At 44.8% G+C, this 22,913-nt stretch carries 16 protein-coding genes; 10 read left to right on the top strand and 6 right to left on the bottom strand.

All coding sequences use genetic code 11. The features are described from left to right. Nucleotides 1–5 precede the first annotated feature (5 nt). Nucleotides 6–2,342, bottom strand: coding sequence for an LPS assembly protein LptD (lptD, locus tag F0228_RS03380; RefSeq protein ID WP_081090363.1), 2,337 nt, complete (start codon nt 2,340–2,342; stop codon nt 6–8). A gap of 149 nt (nt 2,343–2,491) precedes the next feature. Between lptD and djlA the strand changes: the two genes are divergently transcribed. Both djlA and F0228_RS03390 read left to right on the top strand, forming a co-directional pair. Further along, nucleotides 2,492–3,346 carry a co-chaperone DjlA gene (djlA, locus tag F0228_RS03385; protein WP_061033540.1) on the top strand — a complete coding sequence of 285 codons (855 nt, stop codon included), beginning with the start codon at nt 2,492–2,494 and terminating at the stop codon, nt 3,344–3,346. A 61-nt stretch (nt 3,347–3,407) separates the two neighbouring features. Next, nucleotides 3,408–3,953 carry a DUF924 family protein gene (locus F0228_RS03390; RefSeq protein WP_061033541.1) on the top strand — a complete coding sequence of 182 codons (546 nt, stop codon included), beginning with the start codon at nt 3,408–3,410 and terminating at the stop codon, nt 3,951–3,953. A 92-nt stretch (nt 3,954–4,045) separates the two neighbouring features. Here the strand turns inward: F0228_RS03390 and F0228_RS03395 are convergent, their stop codons facing one another. The 5 genes from F0228_RS03395 to leuA form a co-directional block, all read right to left on the bottom strand. Continuing rightward, nucleotides 4,046–4,828 (bottom strand): DUF547 domain-containing protein, encoded by a 783-nt coding sequence (locus F0228_RS03395; RefSeq protein ID WP_061033542.1) that lies wholly within the window; start codon nt 4,826–4,828, stop codon nt 4,046–4,048. Nucleotides 4,829–5,010: 182 nt separating this feature from the next. Then, nucleotides 5,011–5,613, bottom strand: a complete 603-nt coding sequence (leuD, locus tag F0228_RS03400; protein WP_061033543.1) for a 3-isopropylmalate dehydratase small subunit — start codon at nt 5,611–5,613, stop codon at nt 5,011–5,013. Nucleotides 5,614–5,627: 14 nt separating this feature from the next. Then, entirely contained in the window at nt 5,628–7,040 is a 1,413-nt protein-coding gene (gene leuC, locus F0228_RS03405; protein ID WP_004740808.1) for a 3-isopropylmalate dehydratase large subunit, read from the bottom strand. Nucleotides 7,041–7,151: 111 nt separating this feature from the next. After that, nucleotides 7,152–8,243, bottom strand: a complete 1,092-nt coding sequence (gene leuB, locus F0228_RS03410) for a 3-isopropylmalate dehydrogenase (protein WP_004740807.1) — start codon at nt 8,241–8,243, stop codon at nt 7,152–7,154. A 95-nt stretch (nt 8,244–8,338) separates the two neighbouring features. Then, complete coding sequence (gene leuA, locus F0228_RS03415; protein ID WP_171761899.1) at nt 8,339–9,886, bottom strand: 2-isopropylmalate synthase; 1,548 nt, start codon at nt 9,884–9,886, stop codon at nt 8,339–8,341. Nucleotides 9,887–10,454: 568 nt separating this feature from the next. On the opposite strand from leuA, the gene F0228_RS03420 reads away from it, so the two are divergent. From F0228_RS03420 to F0228_RS03455, 8 genes are all read left to right on the top strand, one after another. Next, nucleotides 10,455–11,114 (top strand): TetR/AcrR family transcriptional regulator, encoded by a 660-nt coding sequence (locus F0228_RS03420; protein ID WP_048609655.1) that lies wholly within the window; start codon nt 10,455–10,457, stop codon nt 11,112–11,114. Beyond that, nucleotides 11,114–12,451 (top strand): HlyD family secretion protein, encoded by a 1,338-nt coding sequence (locus tag F0228_RS03425; protein WP_171761900.1) that lies wholly within the window; start codon nt 11,114–11,116, stop codon nt 12,449–12,451. Before F0228_RS03420 ends, F0228_RS03425 begins: the two co-directional genes overlap by 1 nt. Next, complete coding sequence (locus tag F0228_RS03430; protein WP_171761901.1) at nt 12,448–15,555, top strand: efflux RND transporter permease subunit; 3,108 nt, start codon at nt 12,448–12,450, stop codon at nt 15,553–15,555. Before F0228_RS03425 ends, F0228_RS03430 begins: the two co-directional genes overlap by 4 nt. A 207-nt stretch (nt 15,556–15,762) precedes the next feature. Then, nucleotides 15,763–16,287, top strand: a complete 525-nt coding sequence (locus F0228_RS03435) for a phosphatase PAP2 family protein (protein WP_171761902.1) — start codon at nt 15,763–15,765, stop codon at nt 16,285–16,287. A 54-nt stretch (nt 16,288–16,341) separates the two neighbouring features. Then, entirely contained in the window at nt 16,342–17,397 is a 1,056-nt protein-coding gene (locus tag F0228_RS03440; protein WP_171761903.1) for an MJ1255/VC2487 family glycosyltransferase, read from the top strand. A 346-nt stretch (nt 17,398–17,743) separates the two neighbouring features. Further along, on the top strand, nt 17,744–18,703 hold the full coding sequence (gene leuO, locus F0228_RS03445; RefSeq protein WP_061033548.1) for a transcriptional regulator LeuO: 960 nt from the start codon (nt 17,744–17,746) through the stop codon (nt 18,701–18,703). Between the two features lie 201 nt (nt 18,704–18,904). Further along, nucleotides 18,905–20,713: a long-chain fatty acid--CoA ligase gene (locus tag F0228_RS03450; RefSeq protein ID WP_171761904.1), complete on the top strand. Its 1,809-nt coding sequence runs from the start codon at nt 18,905–18,907 to the stop codon at nt 20,711–20,713. Between the two features lie 460 nt (nt 20,714–21,173). Then, nucleotides 21,174–22,913, top strand: a complete 1,740-nt coding sequence (locus F0228_RS03455) for an acetolactate synthase 3 large subunit (RefSeq protein ID WP_008219987.1) — start codon at nt 21,174–21,176, stop codon at nt 22,911–22,913.

The following is a 22,913-nucleotide window of genomic DNA, read 5'->3' on the forward strand; positions in this document are numbered from 1 at the left end:
GAAAATTAGTTATTTAAGAAGAATGGGCGACCGTAGCTCAAAGAGTTATCTGAACTGCTATCCCCAACAGCGCCAGAATCAGAGCCGATATTGGTACCAAAGCCAATAATACCGAAGTTCACACTGAAGTTGTTTTCGTATTCAGGTGTGGTATTTGGGTTGCTAATGTTGTTTGTCAAACGGTTACTATAGGTAAAGCCGATGTACCAACAGTCCGATTTATAGTTTAAACGAGCTAACCACTCTAGATCTTCTTGTGTAGTTAAGTCATAGAAATATTGAGCACTGGTGCTCCATTTCGGTGAAATTTGGTAGGCACCAAGTAAACCTGCTTGTGAAATACCGTCTCTTGTTATGGATGATACGTCAAAATCTACAGTTTCATTTATATACTCTTCTGTTACATAGCGGTAGTTGGTTTGTATGTAACCGCCTGCGAAGCGATATTCTAATGTGCTGTTTGCAAGTTGCATCGCTGTGCTATCAATGTCGTACTGTACGCCACCATGGTAGAACAGGTAGTCATCATAGTTGAAATCCATTTCAATAGCCCAAGACGAATAATTAGTTTTTTTGTCTGAGTCGTCGTTGTCTAAAGTCTGTTTTGTATCTTTGTCGATATAAAAAATTTGACCGAAAGAGATATTGAGGCGTTCTCGGTACTCATCATCAAAGAAACGAGACGAGGCGCCGTAGCTAATTTGGTTTGCCGAAGCAATGCGGTCTACACCACTGTATTTACGACTTCTAAATAAGCCGTAATAATCAGTTTGTAACAGCGTAGTGTCGTAAAGGCCAATATCACTTTGGTCTTGCTCTGGTACATACAAATACTGAACCTGTGGCTCGAGTGTCTGAGTGTAGTTGCCAACGATAGTGGTATCACGTTCAAGAACGATACCGGCATGGCTTCGAAACTCAGGGATGACTCGACTTACCGACTCTTCTAAGCCTTCATAGTCAGAACCTGCACCAGTATCAACACCATCAAGGTCTTGTTGGTAATAAGTGCCAAGTAATCTCGCTTCTGTCGTCCATGTACCCCAAGTATTTCCAACAGGTATAGTGATACCTGGTTCCACGTGGATACGGTTCGCTGATGGTTTGCCTTTTGCGTCGGTATCAAATATCGAAACATGACTGATCATGTCGAAATCTAGATATTCCATAACCTCAGGCGCGTAGTAGTTGTATTCTAGCTGCGGCATTAGGCGATAAGGGAGGTTATTACTGGTTGTTAAGACTTGAAAGTCTCGGACAAGTACAGATGCATCCCAGTTGTGAGAACGGTAGGTTGCTTTACCTTCTTGAAGTAATTGGCCATCTTCACGGTTACCTATACTACTTGAGCTAACGTCAGTAAAGTAATCAATGTCACTGACTTTGGAGTAATCAACTTCAAACAACCACGACTCTTGGAAAATCCCAGTGTGCTCTAATTGAGCACCCCATCGGTCGCCTTTGTCTTTGAATTTTTTATCATCTGGTAGGTATTCAGACTTAATGCTACCGGAGCCGAAATCGCTCAAGTAACGGAATTTACTGTTCAGTTGCGTTCCACGCTCTTGCATGTACTTAAACGTTGTTTCCAAGTCGTAGTTTGGTGCCAAGTTCCAATACACCGGGATCTCAGCTTCAAAACCGTCACTTGAACCGTATGATACGGTTGGGTATAGGAAACCTGTCTTACGTGTGTCACCAATAGGAACAGTCAGGTATGGTAGGTAAAAGACAGGGACACTTTGAATTTCAAAGCGTGGGTTATAAAAAGTGGCTTGTTCTTCATCTTGATCGACATCGATGCTTGATGCTCTCAGGCGCCAAGCGTTATCACCGATAGGACAAGAGGTAATCGAGCCATCTTCGATCTCATAAACCGCTTTACCTGTTTTTGCGATATAAACGGCATCGCCACGGCCTGGTTCACAAAGAAATTCGTAGTCGGTGTTTTCTAGTGTCATTTCATCAGTCGTCAGATTATTAGTTGCTCTGTCTGATATTGATTTAATTTGACCATCACTAAAGTTTACGTTGCCTTCAGCTACAACGATGTTTTCTTGTTGGTGAAGGGTTACATTATCAGCAAGGATGGTCTTGTTTCCTTGCGTAACTCTTACGTCACCTGAATATATTGCCTTGTCACCATTGATAGCCTCTAAGCGATCTGACTCAACATGAGCGGGTAGTTGAGTCTCGTTTTCTGCAGCGGGCTCGATCAAGCATTGATCTATAGAGGGCATTTCCTGCACACTACTATCGGTTATTGTTTCAGCTTGAGTTGTCGACACGTATAACGCCGTACTTATAGACGCGGCTAACAAGGTGCGGGAAAAAGATTGCATGAAGTTGAACTATCCTGTGTCACTAGATGAAGGGTTGATCTAGTATCAATCCAATTAATAAAGCATTTTCCTTATGATAAAGGAAATATTAGCATTCAGCATCATCAGACAGCATTACTCAGATAAAATTCATAGATAGAGAACACATAATGCAAATATTTGGCAAAATTTTGGGCGCTTTCTTTGGCTTTCTATTTGGAGGGCCACTTGGTTTAGTTTTTGGTCTATTTTTGGGACACCAATTCGATAAAGCTCGCCGATTGAACCAATCTGGGTTCAACACCTCTGGTTTTGGGCGTGGCCCAAACCAAGCTGAAAGACAAAACGAGTTTTTCAAATCTGCATTTGCGGTTATGGGGCATGTTGCTAAAGCGAAAGGCCAAGTGACTCGCGAAGAGATTCAACTGGCTTCTACTATGATGGAGCGTATGAATCTTCATGGTGAACAGCGCAGAGCGGCACAAGATGCATTCCGCGAAGGAAAAGAGAGCGACTTTCCGCTTAGTGACGTCCTTGAGCGTGTAAAAATCTCATCGGGTGGACGTTTTGACCTCCTTCAGTTTTTTTTAGAGCTTCAAGTATCAGCAGCATTTGCCGATGGAAGTCTGCATCCAAGTGAACGTCAGGTTCTTCATAAGATTGCTCAAGGTCTTGGCTTTTCTGCAGAGCAACTTGAGCGCCGTTTACAGATGCAAGAGGCGGCATTCCGTTTTCAACAGCAGGGCGGAAGCTTCGGCGGCGGTCATCACCAAGGGCAGTCGTCTGGTTGGCAACAAGCATCACAACAAAACCAACTTGGCGATGCATTTAAGGTGCTAGGTGTAAGTGAAAGTGCGGATGGCAAGGAAGTGAAAAAGGCCTACCGTAAGCTGATGAATGAGCACCACCCAGATAAACTGATGGCGAAAGGTCTCCCGCCAGAAATGATGAACGTTGCAAAAGAGAAATCGCAAGAAATTCAAAATGCTTACGACCTAATTAAGAAGGTCAAAGGGTTTAAGTAATCGAACATAAAGCCGAGTAATGATAAGACGTTACTCGGCTTTTTTATTTAAAGGAATAAATATGACTATCAGTTATCTAGACGTTCTGGACTTTTGGTTTGATGAGTTAACACCAAAAGATTGGTTTACTGGCGGTGAACACATTGATGCTTTGATTAAAGAGCGATTCTCCGATTTACATCAAGCTGCAACTCAGGGGGAGCTGTTTGAATGGCGCCAAACGGCACAAGGGCGCTTAGCTGAGATTATTGTACTGGACCAGTTTTCAAGAAACATCGGCAGAAATAGCCCTGCTGCATTTTCAGCTGACCCCATGGCGCTAGCATTGGCGCAGGAAGCGGTAGCCGGTGGTTTTGACCATCAACTTAGCCAACAACAGAAAAGCTTTCTGTATATGCCTTACATGCACAGTGAGTCACTGTTAATTCATGAGCAGGCGGTTGAGTTGTTTTCTCAAACTGGCTTAGAAAATAATCTTGATTTTGAGTTTAAGCACAAGGTTATCATTGAGCGTTTTGGTCGCTATCCACATCGCAATGATGTGTTAGGAAGAGCATCAACACCAGAAGAGGTTGAATTCTTGCAGCAGCCTGGTTCAAGTTTCTAGCTCTAGAACAAAGTGAAATAGATGAAAAGAGGCTAGTGGGTGATATACCACTAGCCTCTTTTTTGTTTTAGCTGTGAGCGACTGGCAGCAAGCTATTTTGTTTGGTTTAGTGACCAGTCGTAGTCATAGCTGATTTTGTCGGTATTCTTTACAGGCTCAACTCGATATTGGTTTAGGTGTTGAATGAGCTGCTGTTGGCTACCAAAGTCCACTGCGAACCACTCATAAATCGATGATAGTTGGGTCTTATTGCCTTTAATCAGAACACCTTTATCACTATTAACAAACTCAGAGGCCGCTTGTTCCAGTAGAGTTTCGGTGTTGTCAGACGTAAAGGCTTGAGACTGGAGGTTTGGGCACCCTAGGCTGGCACAATTTACAGCGTAGTGTGTACGTGGGTCTTGCCATATCGGTCTTAGGATTCGGTGCTCAATGTCGTTGAGTGTCAGTGACTTTCCATTTACTGATACGACATCATCTCCCCATGGGCCAAAACTAAACAGACCTCCGAGCTTAGTGATCGATTTAACTGGATAGGCATCGAGAATCAAATCAACAGTCACGGCATTGTATAGATTGACCCAGTAAGCGTACTGCTCTGCTTTTGGGTACTCGAGTGGGTTTATCTGCTCTAACTGCTTGATGTATTGTTTCAGCTTTGACTTATCTGTAGCGGACACTGCTTGATAACGAACTAACGTATTTTGCCCCTGTTTAACCAAGTAGCTATCGAGGAATTGCTGCCAGCTTTGATGAGAAACTTGTTCTGAGTTGGCCTCATTACTTTGATTCCAGTACGGCCACAGTTCAGACTTAGGTGCCGACCAAGCTAAGGTTGAAAAAAGTAGGCTGATAATAACGAGTAGTTGTTTCATGGCATTCTCCTGATAGCTGACTACTAAGACCTTATGCTTTACGATTTTCTTTCATGGCTCTTTAGTTAAATAACAGATCAGAGTTTGTAGACACTTTAGACTAAAGCTGAACCAAATAAAAAAGGTTGGCGCTAAGCCAACCTTTTCGAACTTTGAAACTGCTTTTCTATTGCAAGACTTCTTTATTTTAGGAAGCTTGGAATCTTCTCTTCATACGCAGAAATCTTGTCAGCGTGCTGCAGCGTTAGGCCAATGTTGTCTAAGCCATTCAGTAGGCAGTGGCGACGGAACTCATCAATTTCAAACGAGTATTGTTTGCCATTTGCGCTTACTTTCATTGCTTCTAGATCAACCGTCACTTCTGCGCCTTCGTTCGCTTCTACGAATTGGAAAATCTCATCCACTTCTTGCTCAGTCAGTCGAACAGGAACCATTTGGTTGTTGATTGAGTTACCGTAGAAGATGTCTGCAAAGCTTGGTGCAATCATCACTTGAACACCGTAATCAGCAAGTGCCCAAGGTGCGTGTTCGCGAGATGAGCCACAACCAAAGTTTTCACGGGCAAGCAGGATTGAAGCGCCTTGGTAACGTGGTGCGTTCATTACGAATTCTGGGTTTGGTTGTTCGCCCGCGTCATCTAGGAAGCGCCAGTCATGGAATAAGTGTTTACCAAAACCAATGCGGTTCACTTTCTGTAAGAACTGCTTTGGAATGATCGCATCAGTATCGATGTTGGCCGTATCTAGAGGAACGACTAATCCGGTGTGTTGTTGAAAACCTGACATGTTAAATCCTCTAATTAAAGTTCACGAATATCGACAAAGTGACCAGCGATCGCTGCGGCTGCAGCCATTGCAGGGCTAACTAGGTGCGTACGACCATCACGGCCTTGGCGACCTTCAAAGTTACGGTTTGATGTAGACGCGCAGCGCTCTTGTGGACCAAGGCGGTCGTTGTTCATTGCAAGACACATAGAACAACCCGGTAGGCGCCACTCAAAACCTGCTTCTTTGAAGATAACATCCAAACCTTCAGCTTCAGCTTGCGCTTTTACTTGCTCAGAGCCCGGAACGATAAGCGCTTGTACATGTTTAGCCACTTGGCGACCTTTCGCTACCGCTGCTGCTGCACGCATGTCTTCGATGCGAGAGTTAGTACAAGAGCCAACAAACACTTTATCTACGTTGTAATCTGATAGAGATTTACCCGCTTCTAGGCCCATGTATGCCAATGCTTTTTCAGCTGATGCTTTTTCAACAGGGTCTGCGAAGCTCTCTGGGGCAGGAATTGGCGCATCAACAGAAATTACCTGACCAGGGTTAGTACCCCAAGTCACTTGTGGTTTGATGTCTGCCGCTTCTAGAGTTACGACAGCATCAAATTCAGCGTCAGCATCGGTTTTTAGTGTGTTCCAGTATTCAACGGCTGCGTCAAACTCTTCACCTTCTGGAGAGAACTTGCGACCCTTGATGTATTCGTAGGTGGTTTCATCCGGTGCAATCAGACCCGCTTTAGCACCCAACTCGATAGCCATGTTACATACTGTCATACGGCCTTCCATTGTAAGGTCGGTAATCGCCTCACCACAGAATTCAACCACATAGCCAGTACCGCCAGCCGCTGTTGTTTTACCGATGATCGCCAGCACGATGTCTTTGGCAGTAATGCCCGGAGCTACCTTACCTTTTACTTCGATCTTCATGGTTTTAGCGCGAGCTTGTTTTAGCGTTTGGGTTGCTAGAACGTGCTCAACTTCTGAAGTACCGATACCGAATGCAAGAGAACCAAATGCACCGTGTGTTGCAGTGTGCGAGTCACCACAAACGATAGTCATACCCGGCAGAGTAATACCTAGCTCAGGGCCCATAACGTGCACAATACCTTGGTATTTGTGGTTTAGGTCGTAAAGCGTTACACCAAACTCTTCACAGTTTTTTGATAGCGTTTCCATTTGGATACGCGCCATCTCGCCAGAAGCATTAATGTCTTTGGTTTGGGTTGATACGTTGTGATCCATGGTCGCGAAAGTTTTGCCGACTTGGCGAACTTTACGGCCTTTTTCACGTAAACCATCAAATGCTTGAGGTGACGTTACTTCGTGGACTAAGTGACGGTCGATGTAAAGGATCGGGTTTTCGCCTTCTGCTGCTACTGCAACGTGCGCGTCGTAAACTTTTTCGTATAAGGTTTTGGCTTGCTGGTTTGTCGACATAGCTTTTCTTCCTTGGGAGTATCAGTCCCAGTGTTTGTTTCTAGCCAAGTCAGGCACTTTGGATGACTTGGCTGGATATTATTCTTATGTACTTACTTTAGATCGTTACGCTTATGAAGCTAAGATGTACTCTGCAATCTTGTCACCCATTTCAGAGGTGGTTAGCGCTTGTTTATCGCCTGCTAGGTCTGCTGTTAGCTCGCCTGCTGAAAGCGCTTTAGATACCGCTGTTTCAATGTCTTGTGCTGCCGCTTCTTCGCCTAGGCTGTAACGAAGCATTAGCGCTGCAGAAAGAATTTGTGCAACTGGGTTTGCGATATTCTTGCCTGCGATATCTGGTGCACTGCCGCCCGCTGGTTCGTATAGGCCGAAGTTGCTTTCGTTCAAGCTTGCAGAAGGAAGCATACCCATAGAGCCTGTGATCATTGCACACTCATCAGAGATGATGTCGCCGAAGATGTTTGAACATAGCATGACGTCAAACTGAGACGGGTCTTTGATTAACTGCATGGTCGCGTTGTCGATGTACATGTGGTTTAGCGTGACATCTGGGTAGTCTTTTGCGATCTCTTCGACAACTTCGCGCCACAAGATAGAACTCTGTAGAACGTTCGCTTTATCAATGGAGTAAACGTTTTTGTTACGTAGACGTGCCGATTCAAAAGCAATCTTTGCGATACGTTCGATTTCGTAGCGGTGGTAAACCTCGGTATCAAACGCTTTTTCCGTTGCGCCTTCACCTTCACGACCTTTAGGTTGACCGAAGTAAATACCGCCTGTTAGCTCACGTACTACCACGATGTCAAAACCGCGCTCGGAGATATCAGCACGAAGTGGAGAGAAAGACTCTAAACCTTTGTGAATTTGCGCAGGACGAAGGTTACAAAACAGTTGGAAGTGTTTACGTAGAGGAAGTAGGGCGCCACGCTCAGGTTGGTCATTTGGTGGAAGGTGCTCCCACTTAGGACCACCAACTGAGCCGAAAAGTACAGCGTCAGACTCTTCGCAACCTTTCACTGTTGACTCTGGTAGTGGGCAACCGTGGTTATCAATTGCAATACCACCAACATCATACTCTTCGCGAGAAAAGCTAATCGCATGCTTCTTTTCGATCGCGTCTAGCACCTTATGTGCTTGCTGCATTACTTCTGGGCCAATGCCATCACCAGGTAGTACGGCAATTTTGTATGATTTATCAGTCATGTTAATCCTTTAATTCTTGTTACTGAGCATGAGCTCGTTTTAAATTTTGTCCATAAAGCCAATAACATCGGCTCTAGGGCTCTGTTATTAGGTTCTTAAACTGTCGCGATTTTTTGCTGTTTCATTTCAGCAATCGTGTCAGCGCGTTGAATGCTGTTGATAACGTGTAATAGCGCCTGACCAGAAGCTTCAACGATATCCGTTGAAACGCCTGTGCCGTGGTACTTACGACCTTTATAGTTAGCAATGATGTCAGCTTGGCCTAAACCATCTTCACCTTCACCTTTCGCGGTTAGGTCGAACTTATCTAGTACGATTTCGTAGCCAGTTAAGCGGTAGATACACTGGTATAGCGCGTCAACAGGACCGTTACCGACAGCGGCTTCGCACTTCTCTTCGTCACCACATTGCAGCTTGATGCTGGTTGTAGACATTACACTACCAGATTGTACGCTTAGGTAGTTAAGTTTGTAGAAGTCATCTTCGTCACGTAGATTCGCGAAGTGCATTAATGCTTCTAAGTCGTAATCGAAGACTTGGCCTTTACGGTCAGCAAGCTTCAAGAAGTCTTCGTACAATGAATCTAGGCTGTACTCGTTGTCTTTGTAACCCATCGCGTCCATATGGCTCTTAACAGCAGCACGACCACTACGGCTGGTTAAGTTCAACGCCTTGTTTTTCAAGCCAATAGACTCAGGAGTCATGATCTCGTAAGTGTTTTTGTTCTTTAGCATGCCATCTTGGTGGATACCTGAAGAGTGGCTGAATGCGTTAGCACCAACGATCGCTTTGTTGTCTTGAATCGGCATGTGGCAAAGCTGGCTCACCAATTTACTGGTGCGGTGGATCTCTTGGTGATCTAGGCCGGTATGAACACCTAATAACTCTTGACGAGTTTTGATGATCATTGCGATCTCTTCTAAAGAACAGTTACCCGCGCGTTCACCAATGCCGTTAATGGTACCTTCTACTTGGCGAGCACCAGCTTGTACCGCTGCGATTGAGTTAGCAACCGACATGCCTAAGTCATCGTGACAGTGAACTGAGATGATTGCTTGGTCGATGTTTGGTACGCGGTCAAATAGCGTTTTGATAATACCGCCAAACTCGTTAGGCACTGTGTACCCCACTGTGTCTGGAATGTTGATGGTTTTTGCACCCGCGTTGATGGCAGCTTCAACCATGCGACATAGATTATCGATAGGTGTACGCCCTGCATCTTCACAAGAAAATTCAACATCGTCTGTGTAGTTACGTGCGTGTTTAATGGCTTTGACTGCCATCTCTACCACGTCATCGTAGCTGCGACGCAACTTATCTTGAACGTGAACCGTCGATGTAGAAATAAAGGTGTGAATACGGAACTGCTCAGCCACTTTTAACGCTTCTGCTGCTGCATCGATATCTTTCGCTACCGCACGAGAAAGCGCACAGATACGACTATCTTTGATGTTCTTTGCGATAGTTTGTACTGACTCAAAATCACCCGGAGATGATACCGGGAAGCCAGCTTCGATTACGTCCACACCCAGTCTTTCAAGTGCATAAGCAATTTGTAACTTCTCTTTTACTGTCAGGCTTGCAGCTAGAGCCTGCTCGCCGTCACGTAAAGTCGTATCAAAAATTATCACTTGATCGTTCATGGGTGCTTCCTTATATCGATATTGTATCGATTGCTATCCAAATTATTATTGAGAATGATGTTCTTTTAAAAGTGCCAGTTACAAAAAAACCCGCTCAGCGCGGGTTTTAATATTTGTGTAGTTCTTGACCCACAACTTACCCGCGCGATTGGTTCACGATAAGGAGAAGTTTCAGCAGTCGAGAAGAAGAAAAAATCATTACACAAATATCCGTAAATAAACTGTTAACACCATATTTACCGTAATTTATTCTGAGCGTCAAACAAGAAAATCCAATATCAGCATACATTAGCGGCGTTTTGGTTTGGTTTGTGCTGCTAGGGTTGTATTTATTGGTTTTATCATCTGCTTGGGGTTTTTAGGTTGGGCGGTTAGTTTATCGTTTGGCTTATGTGCAGGTTAAAACTTTGTAGTAAATCTTTTTGATGGAACGATTCACCAAAAAAATCACAAGCGTGACCAAATTAATTAATCACTTGATTAAATAGTGAGTAATTAATCTTCTACTGTTACGCCTGTTTATCTCTATAATTAATCAGATGATTAATTATAGAGATGGATTTTTGCCATGACGGCACGAAAAGCGGGGCGACCTCAAAAGAACTTAGATGTTCGACAGTTATTGATTGAGCATGCTCGTGATCTGTTTGTCGTTCAGCCATACGACAAGGTCTCGACGCGCCTGATTGCTGAGCGCGCGGGTGTGAACATTGCGATGATCCGCTATTACTTTGGCAGTAAGGCCGGGCTGTTTGAAGCTATGCTGCGTGAAACGCTACGACCGATGCAATTGCAGATGCAGAGATTGGTTGAAGAAAGCAGTCATGAGAACTTTCTTGATTTAATGCGGACTTACTACAAAGAGATGGTCAAGGTGCCGAAGTTTCCGCGCTTGATAGCCCAAGTGATGAATATGCCTCCCTCTGAAGTGCAAAGAGAGTTGCTCGAAAAGGTTTTCCTCGATGTTGCCAAGCCAGCCCAAGATGTCATTTTTGAAAAGTTGGTTGAACAAGGCATCTTAAAACAGAACATGGATCCAAAATTGTGCCGTGTTTCGTATGTAAGCTTGATGGTGTTTCCTTTCATCGCTCCGCCGCCTTTATTGGCAATCCATGGTATTGAGATTAATGAAGAATTTCTTAATCGTTTAATCGAACACAACATTCAACTGATGACTGAAGGCTTTATCAACGCACCGAGCCCTTCTTCCGTGCAGGACCAAAGATAATGAAAATAAATAAAAAACTACTCTTCTTTCCAGCACTTGCGGTTGGTGTTATTGGCCTTGTCGCCGCGATTAACTTGAAGCCAGATCTTCCAACCAAACCTGCGGGTGATAGAGCCCGCTTAGTTGATACAGTGAGCCTAGAACAACAACTGATAGCACCGCTAGCGGTCGGCTTTGGCAAAGTGGTGCCGAAAGTTCAATGGAAAGCGATTGCTGAGGTGACAGGACAAATCGTGTATCGACATCCAGATCTTGAAAAAGGCCAGGTGATCCCTGCGGGAACGGTCGTGCTCAAGGTTGATCCATTGGATTACGAATTGAAACTGATACAAGCAGAGGCGGATCTAAAATCAAGCCAAACCTCATTAGCGAAATTGAATCAAGAAGAAGACAACCTGAAACAGACACTGAAGATCGAAAAAAATCGTTTAGTGATCAGTAATAAAGAGCTACAACGTAAACAAGATCTGCGTAAGAAAGGGCTGACCTCTCAGTCCGATGTCGATCTTCAACAGCAGAGCGCACTCTCCCAACAGAAGCTGGTGTTAGATATACAGAACCAAATCGCCTTAATGCCAGATGAAAAGCGTGTCGCACAAGCGGTGATTAAGGTCAATGTCTCTAAGGTCAAAGAAGCGCAACGCTCTTTGGATAAAACCACCATCACCTTACCCAGACCGATGCGAATCGCTCAGGTTGATATTGAACAGAACCAAGTAGTTAATCTGCAGCAAGAGATGTTCATTGCTCATGGAATTGACGTTATGGAGGTTGAGGCACAACTCTCTATTCACGATATGCAAACTTTAGCCTCAAGCTTTACTCAATTTCCTCGCGATGCTGCTGGCATCCCAAACCCATACCAAACGCCAACTAAGGCAAGCATTCAGCTGAACAGTGGCAGCTTAAATCTGACTTGGCCAGCCAAGGTTGCACGAATCAGTGAGACTGTGGATGAAAACCAAGCGACAGCGGGCATCATCCTTGAAATCAATCAAGACTATTCTGCGCTTCAGCCAAACAGTGCCACGCCTTTGGTAAATGGCATGTTTGTTAAAGCGGAGATTGAAGGCTTAGCCAATCTAAGTTGGGTTGTGCCTGAACGCGCTCTGCATGGCGATAAGATCTATTTGATGGATGAGAACCAGCGCTTGAAAGTTGTGAGTGTCGAAGTGCTTTACCGCCGAGACAATCAAGTGGTGATTAGTGGCGAGTTGCAGACGGGAGACAAATTGGTTCTCAACGACGTTCTGCCTGCCATTGAAGGCATGCTGCTGAAAGAGTCTGGTTCAAATGGTGATGAACTTACCGCAGATAGTGACGGGAGCGCTTCATGATTAAGTTCTTCTCAAGACACCCAACCGCAGCCAACTTGTTGATGCTTGGGTTGTTGATATTGGGTTTGAGTTCGTTATCTACCATCAAACGCGAAACCTTCCCTGCTTACGATCCGCCTTACATTATGGCAGCGATTGTTTATCCGGGTGCTTCACCACAGGAGGTCGAAGAGAGCCTGTGTGTGCGAATGGAGGATGCGGTCGATGGTTTAGCTAACATTGAAGAAACCCAATGTGAGGCGATAGAAGGCAGCGCACGTCTAATTCTCAAGCTCAATGAGAAAGCGGACATCGGTCGAATGCTGGTGGATGTACAAACTCAGATCAATTCGATCAACGATTTTCCTACAGAGATTGAATCACCGGTCGTACAAGAGCTAGATTGGAATGAGCCAGTCGTTGATATTGCGATTACGGCGGACACCTCATGGCCTGAGCTGAAGGCATACGCTGAAGATCTGAAACGCACAATGAAGCTCGATTACGATGTTTCACTGGTTGATGTCAGCGGATTCTCTGATCACCAATATCGTGTTGAACTTGATACCCAAGCGATTCGCCAACTCGGTTTGAGTGTCGGTGATATTGCCGATCAAATTGGTCGCCAGAATGTGAAACTGCCGAGTGGTAACGTTGAAACGCCAGACAAAAACTTCCTGATTCGCTTCGATGAAAGGCGTATCACGCCCGTAGAACTGGAAAGCATTGTAGTGGGTTCGGCGCCAAATGGCTCTGTGATCCGTTTACGAGATATTGCCAAGATCACCGACCGCTTTGAGCTCGATGAACAGAAGGTGTTGTTTGATGGTAAACCTTCTGCGCTGCTCAAGATCAGCAAGAACAAAGAAGATGACGCACTGAGAATCAAAGAGCGTGTCACTCAGTTTGTCGAGGACCAGCGTGCAATTGCACCTGATGGCGTGACTCTGCAAATGACCAACGATCTCTCCTCTGTATTGTGGGATCGTCTGACCATGATGGTGCGCAACGGCTGGCAAGGCATTGTGCTAGTGTTTGCTACTATGTGGCTGTTCTTCAGCTTACGTTATTCCTTTTGGGTTGCAGCAGGCCTGCCGGTAGCCTTTCTTGGCGGATTGTTCTTAATGGCCAATTTAGGACTGTCGATCAACATAATGTCACTGGTGGGTTTGTTGATGGCGATCGGTATTATGATGGATGACGCCATCGTGATCGCTGAATCGATAGCCTCCCACCTCGACCGGGGGCAAAACGTTGATGACGCGGTGTATAACGGTGTTAAGAAGGTACTTCCCGGTGTGTTGTCTTCCTTCTTAACCACAGTGTGTATCTTCGGTAGCTTGTTATTTCTCGATGGGGAAATGGGCGCGGTACTCAAGGCCGTTCCTCAGGTGCTGATTTTGGTGCTGTCGTTGAGCTTGATCGAAGCTTTCTTAATTCTGCCGAATCACTTGTCGCATTCGTTACACAAAGAGAAAAACGATAAGCCAGCGCTGCGCTTCAAAACTGTGTTGCTAGAGAAGTTTGAGAACTTTCGTAATACCACCTTGATGAATATGGTCGAGAAAGTGGTGACCTTCCGCTATGCCTTTATGGGCGGAGTGTTGACCTTGCTGCTCCTATCGATCTCCTTGATTGCTGGTGGTGTTGTCAAATTCCAGCCATTCCCAGAGCTTGATGGTGATATTGCTGAGGCTCGTATCATTCTTCCTCCGGGGGCATCACTGTCTCAAACTGAGAGAGTGGTCGATAAGATTGTGGCTTCTGCTGAGCGTTTGAATGAGCAGTGGAGCGAAGAAGTTGAAGAGGGCAACACGCTAGTCGAACATATCACCAGCCAGTTTAACGCCAATGCCGATGCCAACGAGTCTGGCCCGCACTTGGCTACCGTGCGCTTAGATCTTCGTGGTGCTGAGAGCCGTAATACGGTGATTGATGATTTCATCGATGCATGGCGAGAGGACATCGGTGAACTCGCAGACCCAATCTCATTGGTTTTCAAGCAACCAACCATGGGGCCGGGTGGACGAGCGATTGAGATCCGTGCCAAGCATGATGACCTTAATGCATTGAAGGCTGCTTCTCTGGATATTCAAGCTTATCTGAATGAGTTTGATGGTGTTCATGGTGTGCTTGATGACATGCGCATGGGTAAAGAAGAGATCTTGGTTAAGCTGCGCCCAGGCGCTGAAACCTACAATGTGAACGGGCAGATGATTGCCTCTCAACTGCGCGCGGCCTTCTTTGGTCAGACTGCGGATGAGATTCAAATCGGTGTTGAGAATATCTCGATAGAGGTGCGTCTTGATAAAGAGCAAGCGGGTGACATTCAACAGCTTGCTAACTTCCCAATCATTACTGCGGAAGGCAGCCAAATTCCGTTAGCTACGCTGGCGACACTCGATTTCCAGCGTAATTATGTGCGTATTCAACGTATTGATGGGCTGAGAACTATTAGTATCTTTGGTGATATTGATAATAAGAAAGCGAGCTCTTCAGCGATCTTGGCTCAGTTCCAAAAAGATGAAGCGCCTAAACTCATTCAGAAGTACCCAGGCTTACGTTTTGATTTCGAAGGGGAAGCGAAGGATGCAGCCAAGACGGGCGCCTCGATGGGCAAAGGCTTCTTGCTCGGTCTGTTTGGTGTGTTTGCGATTCTGAGTTATCAATTCAGAAGCTATTTAGAGCCTGTAGTTGTGATGCTCGCGATTCCATTAGCCTTTATCGGAGTTGTAGTTGGTCACTGGGTGCTTGGTCATTCCTTAAGTATGCCAAGTATGATGGGCTTTGTGTCGCTTGCAGGGATTGTAGTTAACGACTCTATCTTACTCGTTCAATACATTCGTCATCACGTTGATGAAGGAGATAGCGTGCATGACTCGGTGGTGAAAGCGAGTCGTGAGCGTTTCCGTGCCGTGTTCTTAACCTCGATGACGACGGCTGCTGGTTTATTGCCTTTGCTCACCGAAACCAGTTTACAGGCTCAGGTTATTCAGCCTTTGGTTATCTCGATCGTATTTGGCATCTTTGCTTCAACCCTGCTGGTGCTGTTTATGATCCCTGCGGCTTACGCAATCTTGGCTGACTTCGGTTTAGTGAAAAAGCACGAGCCCCTTTCGCTATAGAGTTTTAAGTCAGAAATTAGAAATGAATAATAAAGCGGCCTAGGGTCGCTTTATTTTTTTATGAGGTGAATGAGCCTCTGATACGGTTGAATCATCGGCTTCTCAACCGTGGAAAATTTCATTTTAGTTCATTCAAAACGTCACTTAACTGTCATTTGTTGGGCATAACTTGACCCTTAACTGAATAAGGATTGTTAAGGAGAACGTATGCGTACTATCGAACCTATTGTCCGCTGGGATGTGGCATTTTCTGTTTTCTGTTTAAAGAACCGTTTTAGTGGCCAACATGCGACGTTGAGTAAGGCGGTCTCTCATACGGGGGATGGTCACCTCTATATATTGATTGCTTTGATTGCATTGCTCACCGATAGCAAAACAGGCAGCGATTTTCTGTTGGTGGGCTTAACTGCCTTCGCGATTGAGCTGCCAATCTATTGGCTTGCTAAAAATACTCTAAAGCGCCGCAGACCAGCTGAATTTTCCTCTTTGCTTCACTCTCATATTGTCCCATCAGATAAGTACAGCCTGCCATCTGGGCATGCCGCCGCTGCTTTTGTTATGGCGACATTAATCGGACATTTCTATCCGAGCTTATATCTCTTTAGTTTGACTTGGGCTGCAGCGATTGCTGGATCTCGAATATTACTCGGCGTGCACTTTTTAACGGACGTACTCATTGGTGCTGCTTTGGGCGTAGCTTGTACCAGCCTTGCTATTAGCTTCATTCTTTAATTATCGAATGACCACATCACCAAGCGCTAAACCAGCGAATCGAAAGGAAGTTTCATGAAAATTTTATACGGCGTACAAGGCACTGGAAATGGTCATATTGCACGTGCAAGGGCAATGGCTGTCGCGTTTCGTCAACAAAACATCGATGTTGATTTTCTCTTTTCAGGCCGAGAAGCAAGCAAGTACTTTTCGATGGAAGAGTTTGGCAACTACCAAGTTCGTAACGGCTTAACCTTTTATAGTGAACAAGGGCAGGTCAAATATGGAAAGACATTTATTAAGAATAATATCTGGCGCTTTCTTAATGAGGTTAAACAGATGGACCTTACACCCTATGACTTGGTGCTCAATGACTTTGAACCTGTAACAGCTTGGGCAGCCAAAAGGCAGGGAGTCCCTTGTATCGGAATCAGTCACCAGAATGCGTTTCGCTATGATGTTCCTAAAGAAGGGGGGAACTGGATTGAGCACTCTGTTATTCAACATTTTGCGCCGACAGAGCACTCGATTGGTTTGCATTGGTATCATTTCGAGCAACCAATATTGCCTCCTATCGTTCACACCTTAGCTCACCACGATCAGGCTAAAGCGCCGCAGGACTTCACATTAGTCTATTTGCCGTTTGAAGACCTTGAAGCGATTTCAGAGCTATTGATGAAGTTTGTTTCACACAATTTTGTCTGTTATCACCCGAATGTGATTGAGCGTAGCCAAGTCGAAAATATTACCTTCAAACCACTCAGCCATGCTGGTTTTCAATTCGACCTAAATCAGTGCTCTGGTGTGGTAGCGAATGGTGGGTTTGAACTGCCATCGGAAGCTCTAACTTTGGGTAAGAAACTACTGCTTAAACCACTTGATGGGCAGTTTGAGCAGCAGAGTAATGTGGCAACACTTGAGGCGCTTGGATTAGCCCAAACGATGAGCTTTCTTGACCCAGCAATCTTGCGTGGTTGGCTCAACGAAAAACAGGCTGAGGTTGTCTCTTATCCAGACGTCGCTAGTGCACTTGTTGAGTGGGTTTTAGCCGGAAATTGGTCCAACCAAGATGACCTAAGAAAACAACTTTGGGACAAGGTGGATTTTCCAAGCTATGCATCACTCACTTAATCCATAAGTGGTGTTTTTGAATTGAATGGTCAATCAATTCATCGATTCAATAATTTGTAACAAATGTAACCAAACGATAGAACAGCTAAATAAGTCGAAATGAAACTCATAATTAGCGCATTTTATGTTTTTTTATAACTCTGTAAATTTATGATTTTTAAGTGTTAATTAATCATTAAGGTAAAATAAAATTATTCTTTATCAATCTTGTTGGTAGCTAGGGATGTATTGGTTAATAGTAGTGGTAATCCGAAACACATCGGTCTGATAAATATAAGAACTAGTGGTTATCTATTCCCATACCATTACAAATTTAACGCTGTCGTACCGACAAGAGGCAACTTGAATGTTAGATAAAAAAGACGCAATGAGTGCTATTGCTAGCTACAGAATGGAAAGCACACTTCGTGGAGTAGACTTAAACCTTTTGACTGTATTTGATGCAGTAATGCAAGAGCAAAACATTACACGTGCAGCTCACAATTTAGGTATGTCTCAGCCGGCAGTAAGTAACGCTGTGGCTCGCTTGAAAGTGATGTTTAACGACGAACTATTTATGCGCCAGGGTCGTGGTATTCAACCGACTCAACGTGCACGTCAGTTGTTCGGTCCTATCCGCCAAGCGTTACAATTAGTACGCAACGAATTACCAAGCTCTGTATTCTCTCCAGAGTCGTCTTCTCGCCTGTTCAAGCTTGCGATTTGCAGCCCTTGTGACATGCGTTTTGCACCTAAGATTATGTCGACTATCAACGAGCAAGCACCTAGCGTTAAACTGCACATGGATGCTGAATTTGATCGTCAACTTTCTGAGCGTATGCGCTACCAAGAAATCGACTTCGTGATCGATTACGCTCGCTTTGATGAGCAAGGTTTCTCAAGTACTGAGATCTTCCAAGACGAATTGGTTGTGGTTGCTTCGTCTTCTCACCCACGCATTAACGGTGAAGTGACAGCTGAAGAGCTATTGAACGAGAAGCACGCTAAACTGTCTCGCATTCACGGCCAACGCAGCTTCTCTGAGCAAGCATACCGTGACCTAGATTGCATGCCTTTCTACGAAGGTACGAGCCTAAGCAACGTACTTTACGTTGTTGGTCAATCAGAGTTAGTGACGATTGCACCTCGCTGGATGGTAGAGCACGCAGCAAACAAAGAGAACCTACAGATTCTAGATTTCCCATTCGATAATGCGGCAATCTCTGGCTACCTAAGCTGGCACGAATCAAGTGAAAAAGATAAGGGACACATTTGGTTACGAGATCAGCTGATGATGATCTGTGGCGAAGTAGTAGCGCTTAACTAAGCACTAAACTCTATGATTTATAAGCCCTAAGCTGGGAGTCTGGCTTAGGGCTTTTTTGTACCTGCTATTTTTGTTGATAGAAAACTTAGCGTGATACGTACTATTACTTATAACTTTGAGCTTCATCAGTTGCCTTTTCCATGATCAGAGGTACACTTGTGCGCTCAAAAAAGCTTACAGGTGTAAGCCAAAGGTAAAGAGATGGCCAATTTAGATTTTCATATCGTAAAAAGACTTCGTGACCAAATTGCCCAAGGCGGCAACCGTACAGCTTTGAAGCACAAAGTAGATAATGTATGGCAAGGTATTAGCTGGCAGCAGTTTGGACAACAAATCGATACGCTTTCATTAGCACTATTGGCTCAGGGACTGAGAGTTCAAGATAAGATCGGTATCTATTCAAACAATATGCCTCAATGGACCGTGGCAGATTTTGCATCTTTACAAGCTCGTCTTGTGACTGTGCCGATTTATCCAACCAACACAGCAGCGCAGTCGTCTTACATCATCCAAAATGCGGATGTGAAGATCTTATTCGTTGGTGAGCAAGTCCAATTTGACGCGGCCGTGAGCCTATTTGAAGAGTGCGAACAGCTAGAAGTGGTTGTCGCGATGTCTGATGATATCGATCTTCAAGGCCATAGCTTTGCGGTATCTTGGACTGATTTCATGGCGCGCGGTGTTGAGGCTCAGCAAGCTGAACTTGATACTCGTCTTGCAGATGCAAGCATGGACGATTTACTGACTCTTATCTATACCTCTGGTACTACAGGTCAACCTAAGGGCGTAATGCTTGATTACACCAATGTTGGCTATCAGCTAGAAGGGCACGATGAGCGCTTGAGCTTAACGAAAGACGATGTCTCGTTGTGTTTCCTACCTCTATCTCACGTATTTGAGCGTGCGTGGACTTTCTACGTGCTCTACAAAGGCGCAACCAACTGTTACCTGCAAGATACTATGCAGGTGCGTGACGCGCTGAGCGACGTGAAGCCGACCGTGATGTGTGCGGTTCCACGTTTCTACGAGAAAATCTTCTCAGCGATTCACGAGAAGGTTTCGAAAGCGCCGTTTATCCGTAAAGTGCTATTTACTTGGGCAGTAAACATGGGCGCGAAGCTGTCGGTTTGTCACCAAGAAGGTCGCACACCATCACTGATGCTGAAGAAGAGCCATGCACTAGCTGATAAGCTTGTGTTATCTAAATTGCGAGCGCTGCTTGGCGGTAACATCAACTTCATGCCATGTGGTGGTGCGAAGCTCGATGAAACCATTGGTCGTTTTTTCCACGCTATCGGCATTAACGTAAAACTTGGTTACGGCATGACTGAAACCACAGCAACCGTTTCGTGCTGGGATGACCGCTGCTTTAACCCTGACTCGATTGGTATGGCGATGCCGGGCGCGGAAGTGAAAATTGGTGCGCAGAATGAGATTCTTGTTCGCGGCCCAATGGTAATGCGTGGTTACTACAAAATGCCAGAAGAGACAGCGAAAACGTTCGACGAGCATGGTTTCTTGAAAACCGGAGATGCGGGTCATTTTGATGAAAATGGTAACCTGTTTATTACCGACCGTATCAAAGAGCTGATGAAAACCTCAGGTGGCAAGTACATTGCACCGCAAGTAGTAGAGGGCGCGATCGGTAAAGACCACTTCATCGAACAGATTGCCGTTATTGCTGATACGCGTAAATTCGTTTCTGCACTGATTGTTCCGTGTTACGACTCTCTTGAAGAGTACGCTAAAGAATTGAATATCAAGTACCACGACCGCGTTGAATTGATTAAGCACCATCAGATCGTTGAGATGCTTGAGAAGCGTGTGAATGACTTGCAGCAAGAATTGGCTAAGTTTGAACAAGTGAAGAAGTTCAAGCTATTACCAAAAGCATTTTCGATGGATGATGGCGAACTGACGCCAACTCAGAAATTGCGTCGTAAAGTTATCAACGACAAGTATCAAGACGAAATCGAAGAAATGTACACTGAAAAGTCGAAAGATAAGTAGTTTTCTACTGAGATAAATTTTCAGTTGTTTAAAAATCCCCCTACGAATGTGATTGCATTTTTAGGGGGATTTTTTATGCCTCAAGGCTTGGAATAATGTGCGAAGACGCACACAGGAAAGCGCTTCATTTATCGATAATTAGCCATTTATATAAATATTAAGTGCTTTTTTTGTCTTCATTTGTAGTGTTTGTAGCTGGTTATTTAGCTCTGCTTAGGTTTTATTTGATGCTTTAAGCTGATAGTTGGTTTTTTGGCATAATTGTCGATTAACAGGTGTTAGACCGGATGATAATAAAGCGTTAAAGTTGTTTCGTATTACTGTTTGTTGTTATCACGACAGACAGCCATAGCCGAAAAAGTGGAAGTATTTCGAATTAGGCTACGAATAAGCCCTAGACTATGAAAAACCAGCCCAACATGTTCACCAAATGTGCTTGGAAACTGGTGAGGAGAGCAATATGACAACAAAACCTGAAACAGCAATGTTATCCGGCGCTGAGATGGTGGTGCAGTCTCTTATTGAAGAGGGTGTAGAACAAATCTTTGGTTACCCAGGTGGTTCTGTACTTGATATCTATGATGCGCTGCATGCGAAAACAGACGAAATCAAACACGTATTAGTACGACACGAACAAGCCGCTACTCATATGGCAGATGGCTACACTCGTTCTACCGGTAAACCGGGCGTAGTACTGGTATGTTCGGGTCCTGGCGCAACCAATACCGTAACGGGTATCGCAACGGCGTACATGGATTCGATTCCAATGATCGTTATCTCTGGTAACGTACCAAACAATCTCATTGGTAATGATGCCTTCCAAGAGTGTGATATCGTCGGTGTATCTCGCCCGATCGTTAAACACAGCTTTCTTGTTAAGAAAGCGGAAGATATCCCTGAAGTTCTAAAAAAAGCATTCTATATTTCAACGACAGGACGTCCTGGTCCTGTGGTTATCGACTTGCCAAAAGATGTATTAAATCCGCAAATTAAGCTTCCTTATCAATACCCAGAAACGATCAAAATGCGTTCGTACAACCCAACGGTTACGGGTCATAAAGGTCAGATTAAGAAGGCACTAAAAGCACTTCTTGAAGCGAAAAAGCCAGTACTTTATGTCGGTGGCGGTGCGGTTATCTCTGAGGCCGATCAACAGCTGATCAAATTGGCTGAAGCACTGAATTTACCTGTAGTAAGCACTTTAATGGGGCTTGGTGCCTTCCCGGGCACGCACAAGAACTCTCTAGGCATGCTTGGCATGCACGGTTTGTACGAAGCCAATATGGCGATGCACAACGCCGATCTTATTTTTGGTGTCGGTGTACGTTTTGATGATCGTACAACCAACAACCTAGATAAGTACTGCCCGAACGCAAAGATCATGCATATTGATATCGACCCGTCGTCGATCTCTAAGAACGTGAAAGTGGATCTGCCAATCGTAGGTTCTGCGGAAAAAGTACTAGAGAGCATGGTTAACCTACTGGTTGAGCAAGGCGGCAGCAATGATGCTGAAGCTCTGGAAAGCTGGTGGAGTGAAATCAAGCAGTGGCAAGATCGCAACTGCTTAGCGTATGAAAAGTCTTCTGAGTGCATTAAGCCGCAGCAAGTTATTGAAGCTCTGCACAAAGTCACCAATGGTGATGCTTACGTTGCTTCTGATGTTGGCCAACACCAAATGTTTGCAGCGTTATATTACCCATTTAATAAACCGCGCCGTTGGATTAATTCTGGTGGTCTAGGCACTATGGGCTTTGGTCTGCCTGCTGGCATGGGTGTTAAGTTTGCTAAGCCAGATGAAGAAGTAGTAGTGGTAACCGGTGATGGCAGTATTCAAATGAATATCCAAGAGCTGTCGACAGCGCTGCAATACAATATCCCAGTTAAGATTATTAACCTAAACAACCGTTTCTTAGGAATGGTAAAACAGTGGCAAGACATTGTTTATCAAGGTCGCCACTCTAACTCATATATGGACTCTGTTCCTGATTTTGCTGCAATCGCGGAGGCTTATGGCCACGTAGGTATGCGCATTTCATCTCCGGATGAACTTGAATCAGGTTTGGAAAAAGCACTGGCGATGAAAGACCGTTTGGTATTTGTCGATATCAGTGTGGATGACACCGAGCACGTATACCCAATGCAGATTAAGGGCGAGGGTATGGATAACATGTGGCTAAGCAAAACGGAGAGAACATAA

The sequence above is a fragment of the Vibrio sp. 99K-1 genome, from assembly GCF_013114585.1.
GTDB lineage: Bacteria > Pseudomonadota > Gammaproteobacteria > Enterobacterales > Vibrionaceae > Vibrio > Vibrio chagasii_B.

Excerpts from the sequence above, each read along its gene's own strand:
- leuB (WP_004740807.1), bottom strand. The coding sequence starts at position 8,243 with ATGACTGATAAATCATACAAAATTGCCGTACTACCTGGTGATGGCATT.
- F0228_RS03390 (WP_061033541.1), top strand. The coding sequence starts at position 3,408 with ATGACTATCAGTTATCTAGACGTTCTGGACTTTTGGTTTGATGAGTTA.
- F0228_RS03425 (WP_171761900.1), top strand. The coding sequence starts at position 11,114 with ATGAAAATAAATAAAAAACTACTCTTCTTTCCAGCACTTGCGGTTGGT.
- leuC (WP_004740808.1), bottom strand. The coding sequence starts at position 7,040 with ATGTCGACAAACCAGCAAGCCAAAACCTTATACGAAAAAGTTTACGAC.
- F0228_RS03435 (WP_171761902.1), top strand. The coding sequence starts at position 15,763 with ATGCGTACTATCGAACCTATTGTCCGCTGGGATGTGGCATTTTCTGTT.
- F0228_RS03450 (WP_171761904.1), top strand. The coding sequence starts at position 18,905 with ATGGCCAATTTAGATTTTCATATCGTAAAAAGACTTCGTGACCAAATT.
- djlA (WP_061033540.1), top strand. The coding sequence starts at position 2,492 with ATGCAAATATTTGGCAAAATTTTGGGCGCTTTCTTTGGCTTTCTATTT.
- F0228_RS03395 (WP_061033542.1), bottom strand. The coding sequence starts at position 4,828 with ATGAAACAACTACTCGTTATTATCAGCCTACTTTTTTCAACCTTAGCT.
- leuD (WP_061033543.1), bottom strand. The coding sequence starts at position 5,613 with ATGTCAGGTTTTCAACAACACACCGGATTAGTCGTTCCTCTAGATACG.
- leuA (WP_171761899.1), bottom strand. The coding sequence starts at position 9,886 with ATGAACGATCAAGTGATAATTTTTGATACGACTTTACGTGACGGCGAG.
- F0228_RS03430 (WP_171761901.1), top strand. The coding sequence starts at position 12,448 with ATGATTAAGTTCTTCTCAAGACACCCAACCGCAGCCAACTTGTTGATG.
- lptD (WP_081090363.1), bottom strand. The coding sequence starts at position 2,342 with ATGCAATCTTTTTCCCGCACCTTGTTAGCCGCGTCTATAAGTACGGCG.
- F0228_RS03455 (WP_008219987.1), top strand. The coding sequence starts at position 21,174 with ATGACAACAAAACCTGAAACAGCAATGTTATCCGGCGCTGAGATGGTG.
- F0228_RS03420 (WP_048609655.1), top strand. The coding sequence starts at position 10,455 with ATGACGGCACGAAAAGCGGGGCGACCTCAAAAGAACTTAGATGTTCGA.
- leuO (WP_061033548.1), top strand. The coding sequence starts at position 17,744 with ATGTTAGATAAAAAAGACGCAATGAGTGCTATTGCTAGCTACAGAATG.
- F0228_RS03440 (WP_171761903.1), top strand. The coding sequence starts at position 16,342 with ATGAAAATTTTATACGGCGTACAAGGCACTGGAAATGGTCATATTGCA.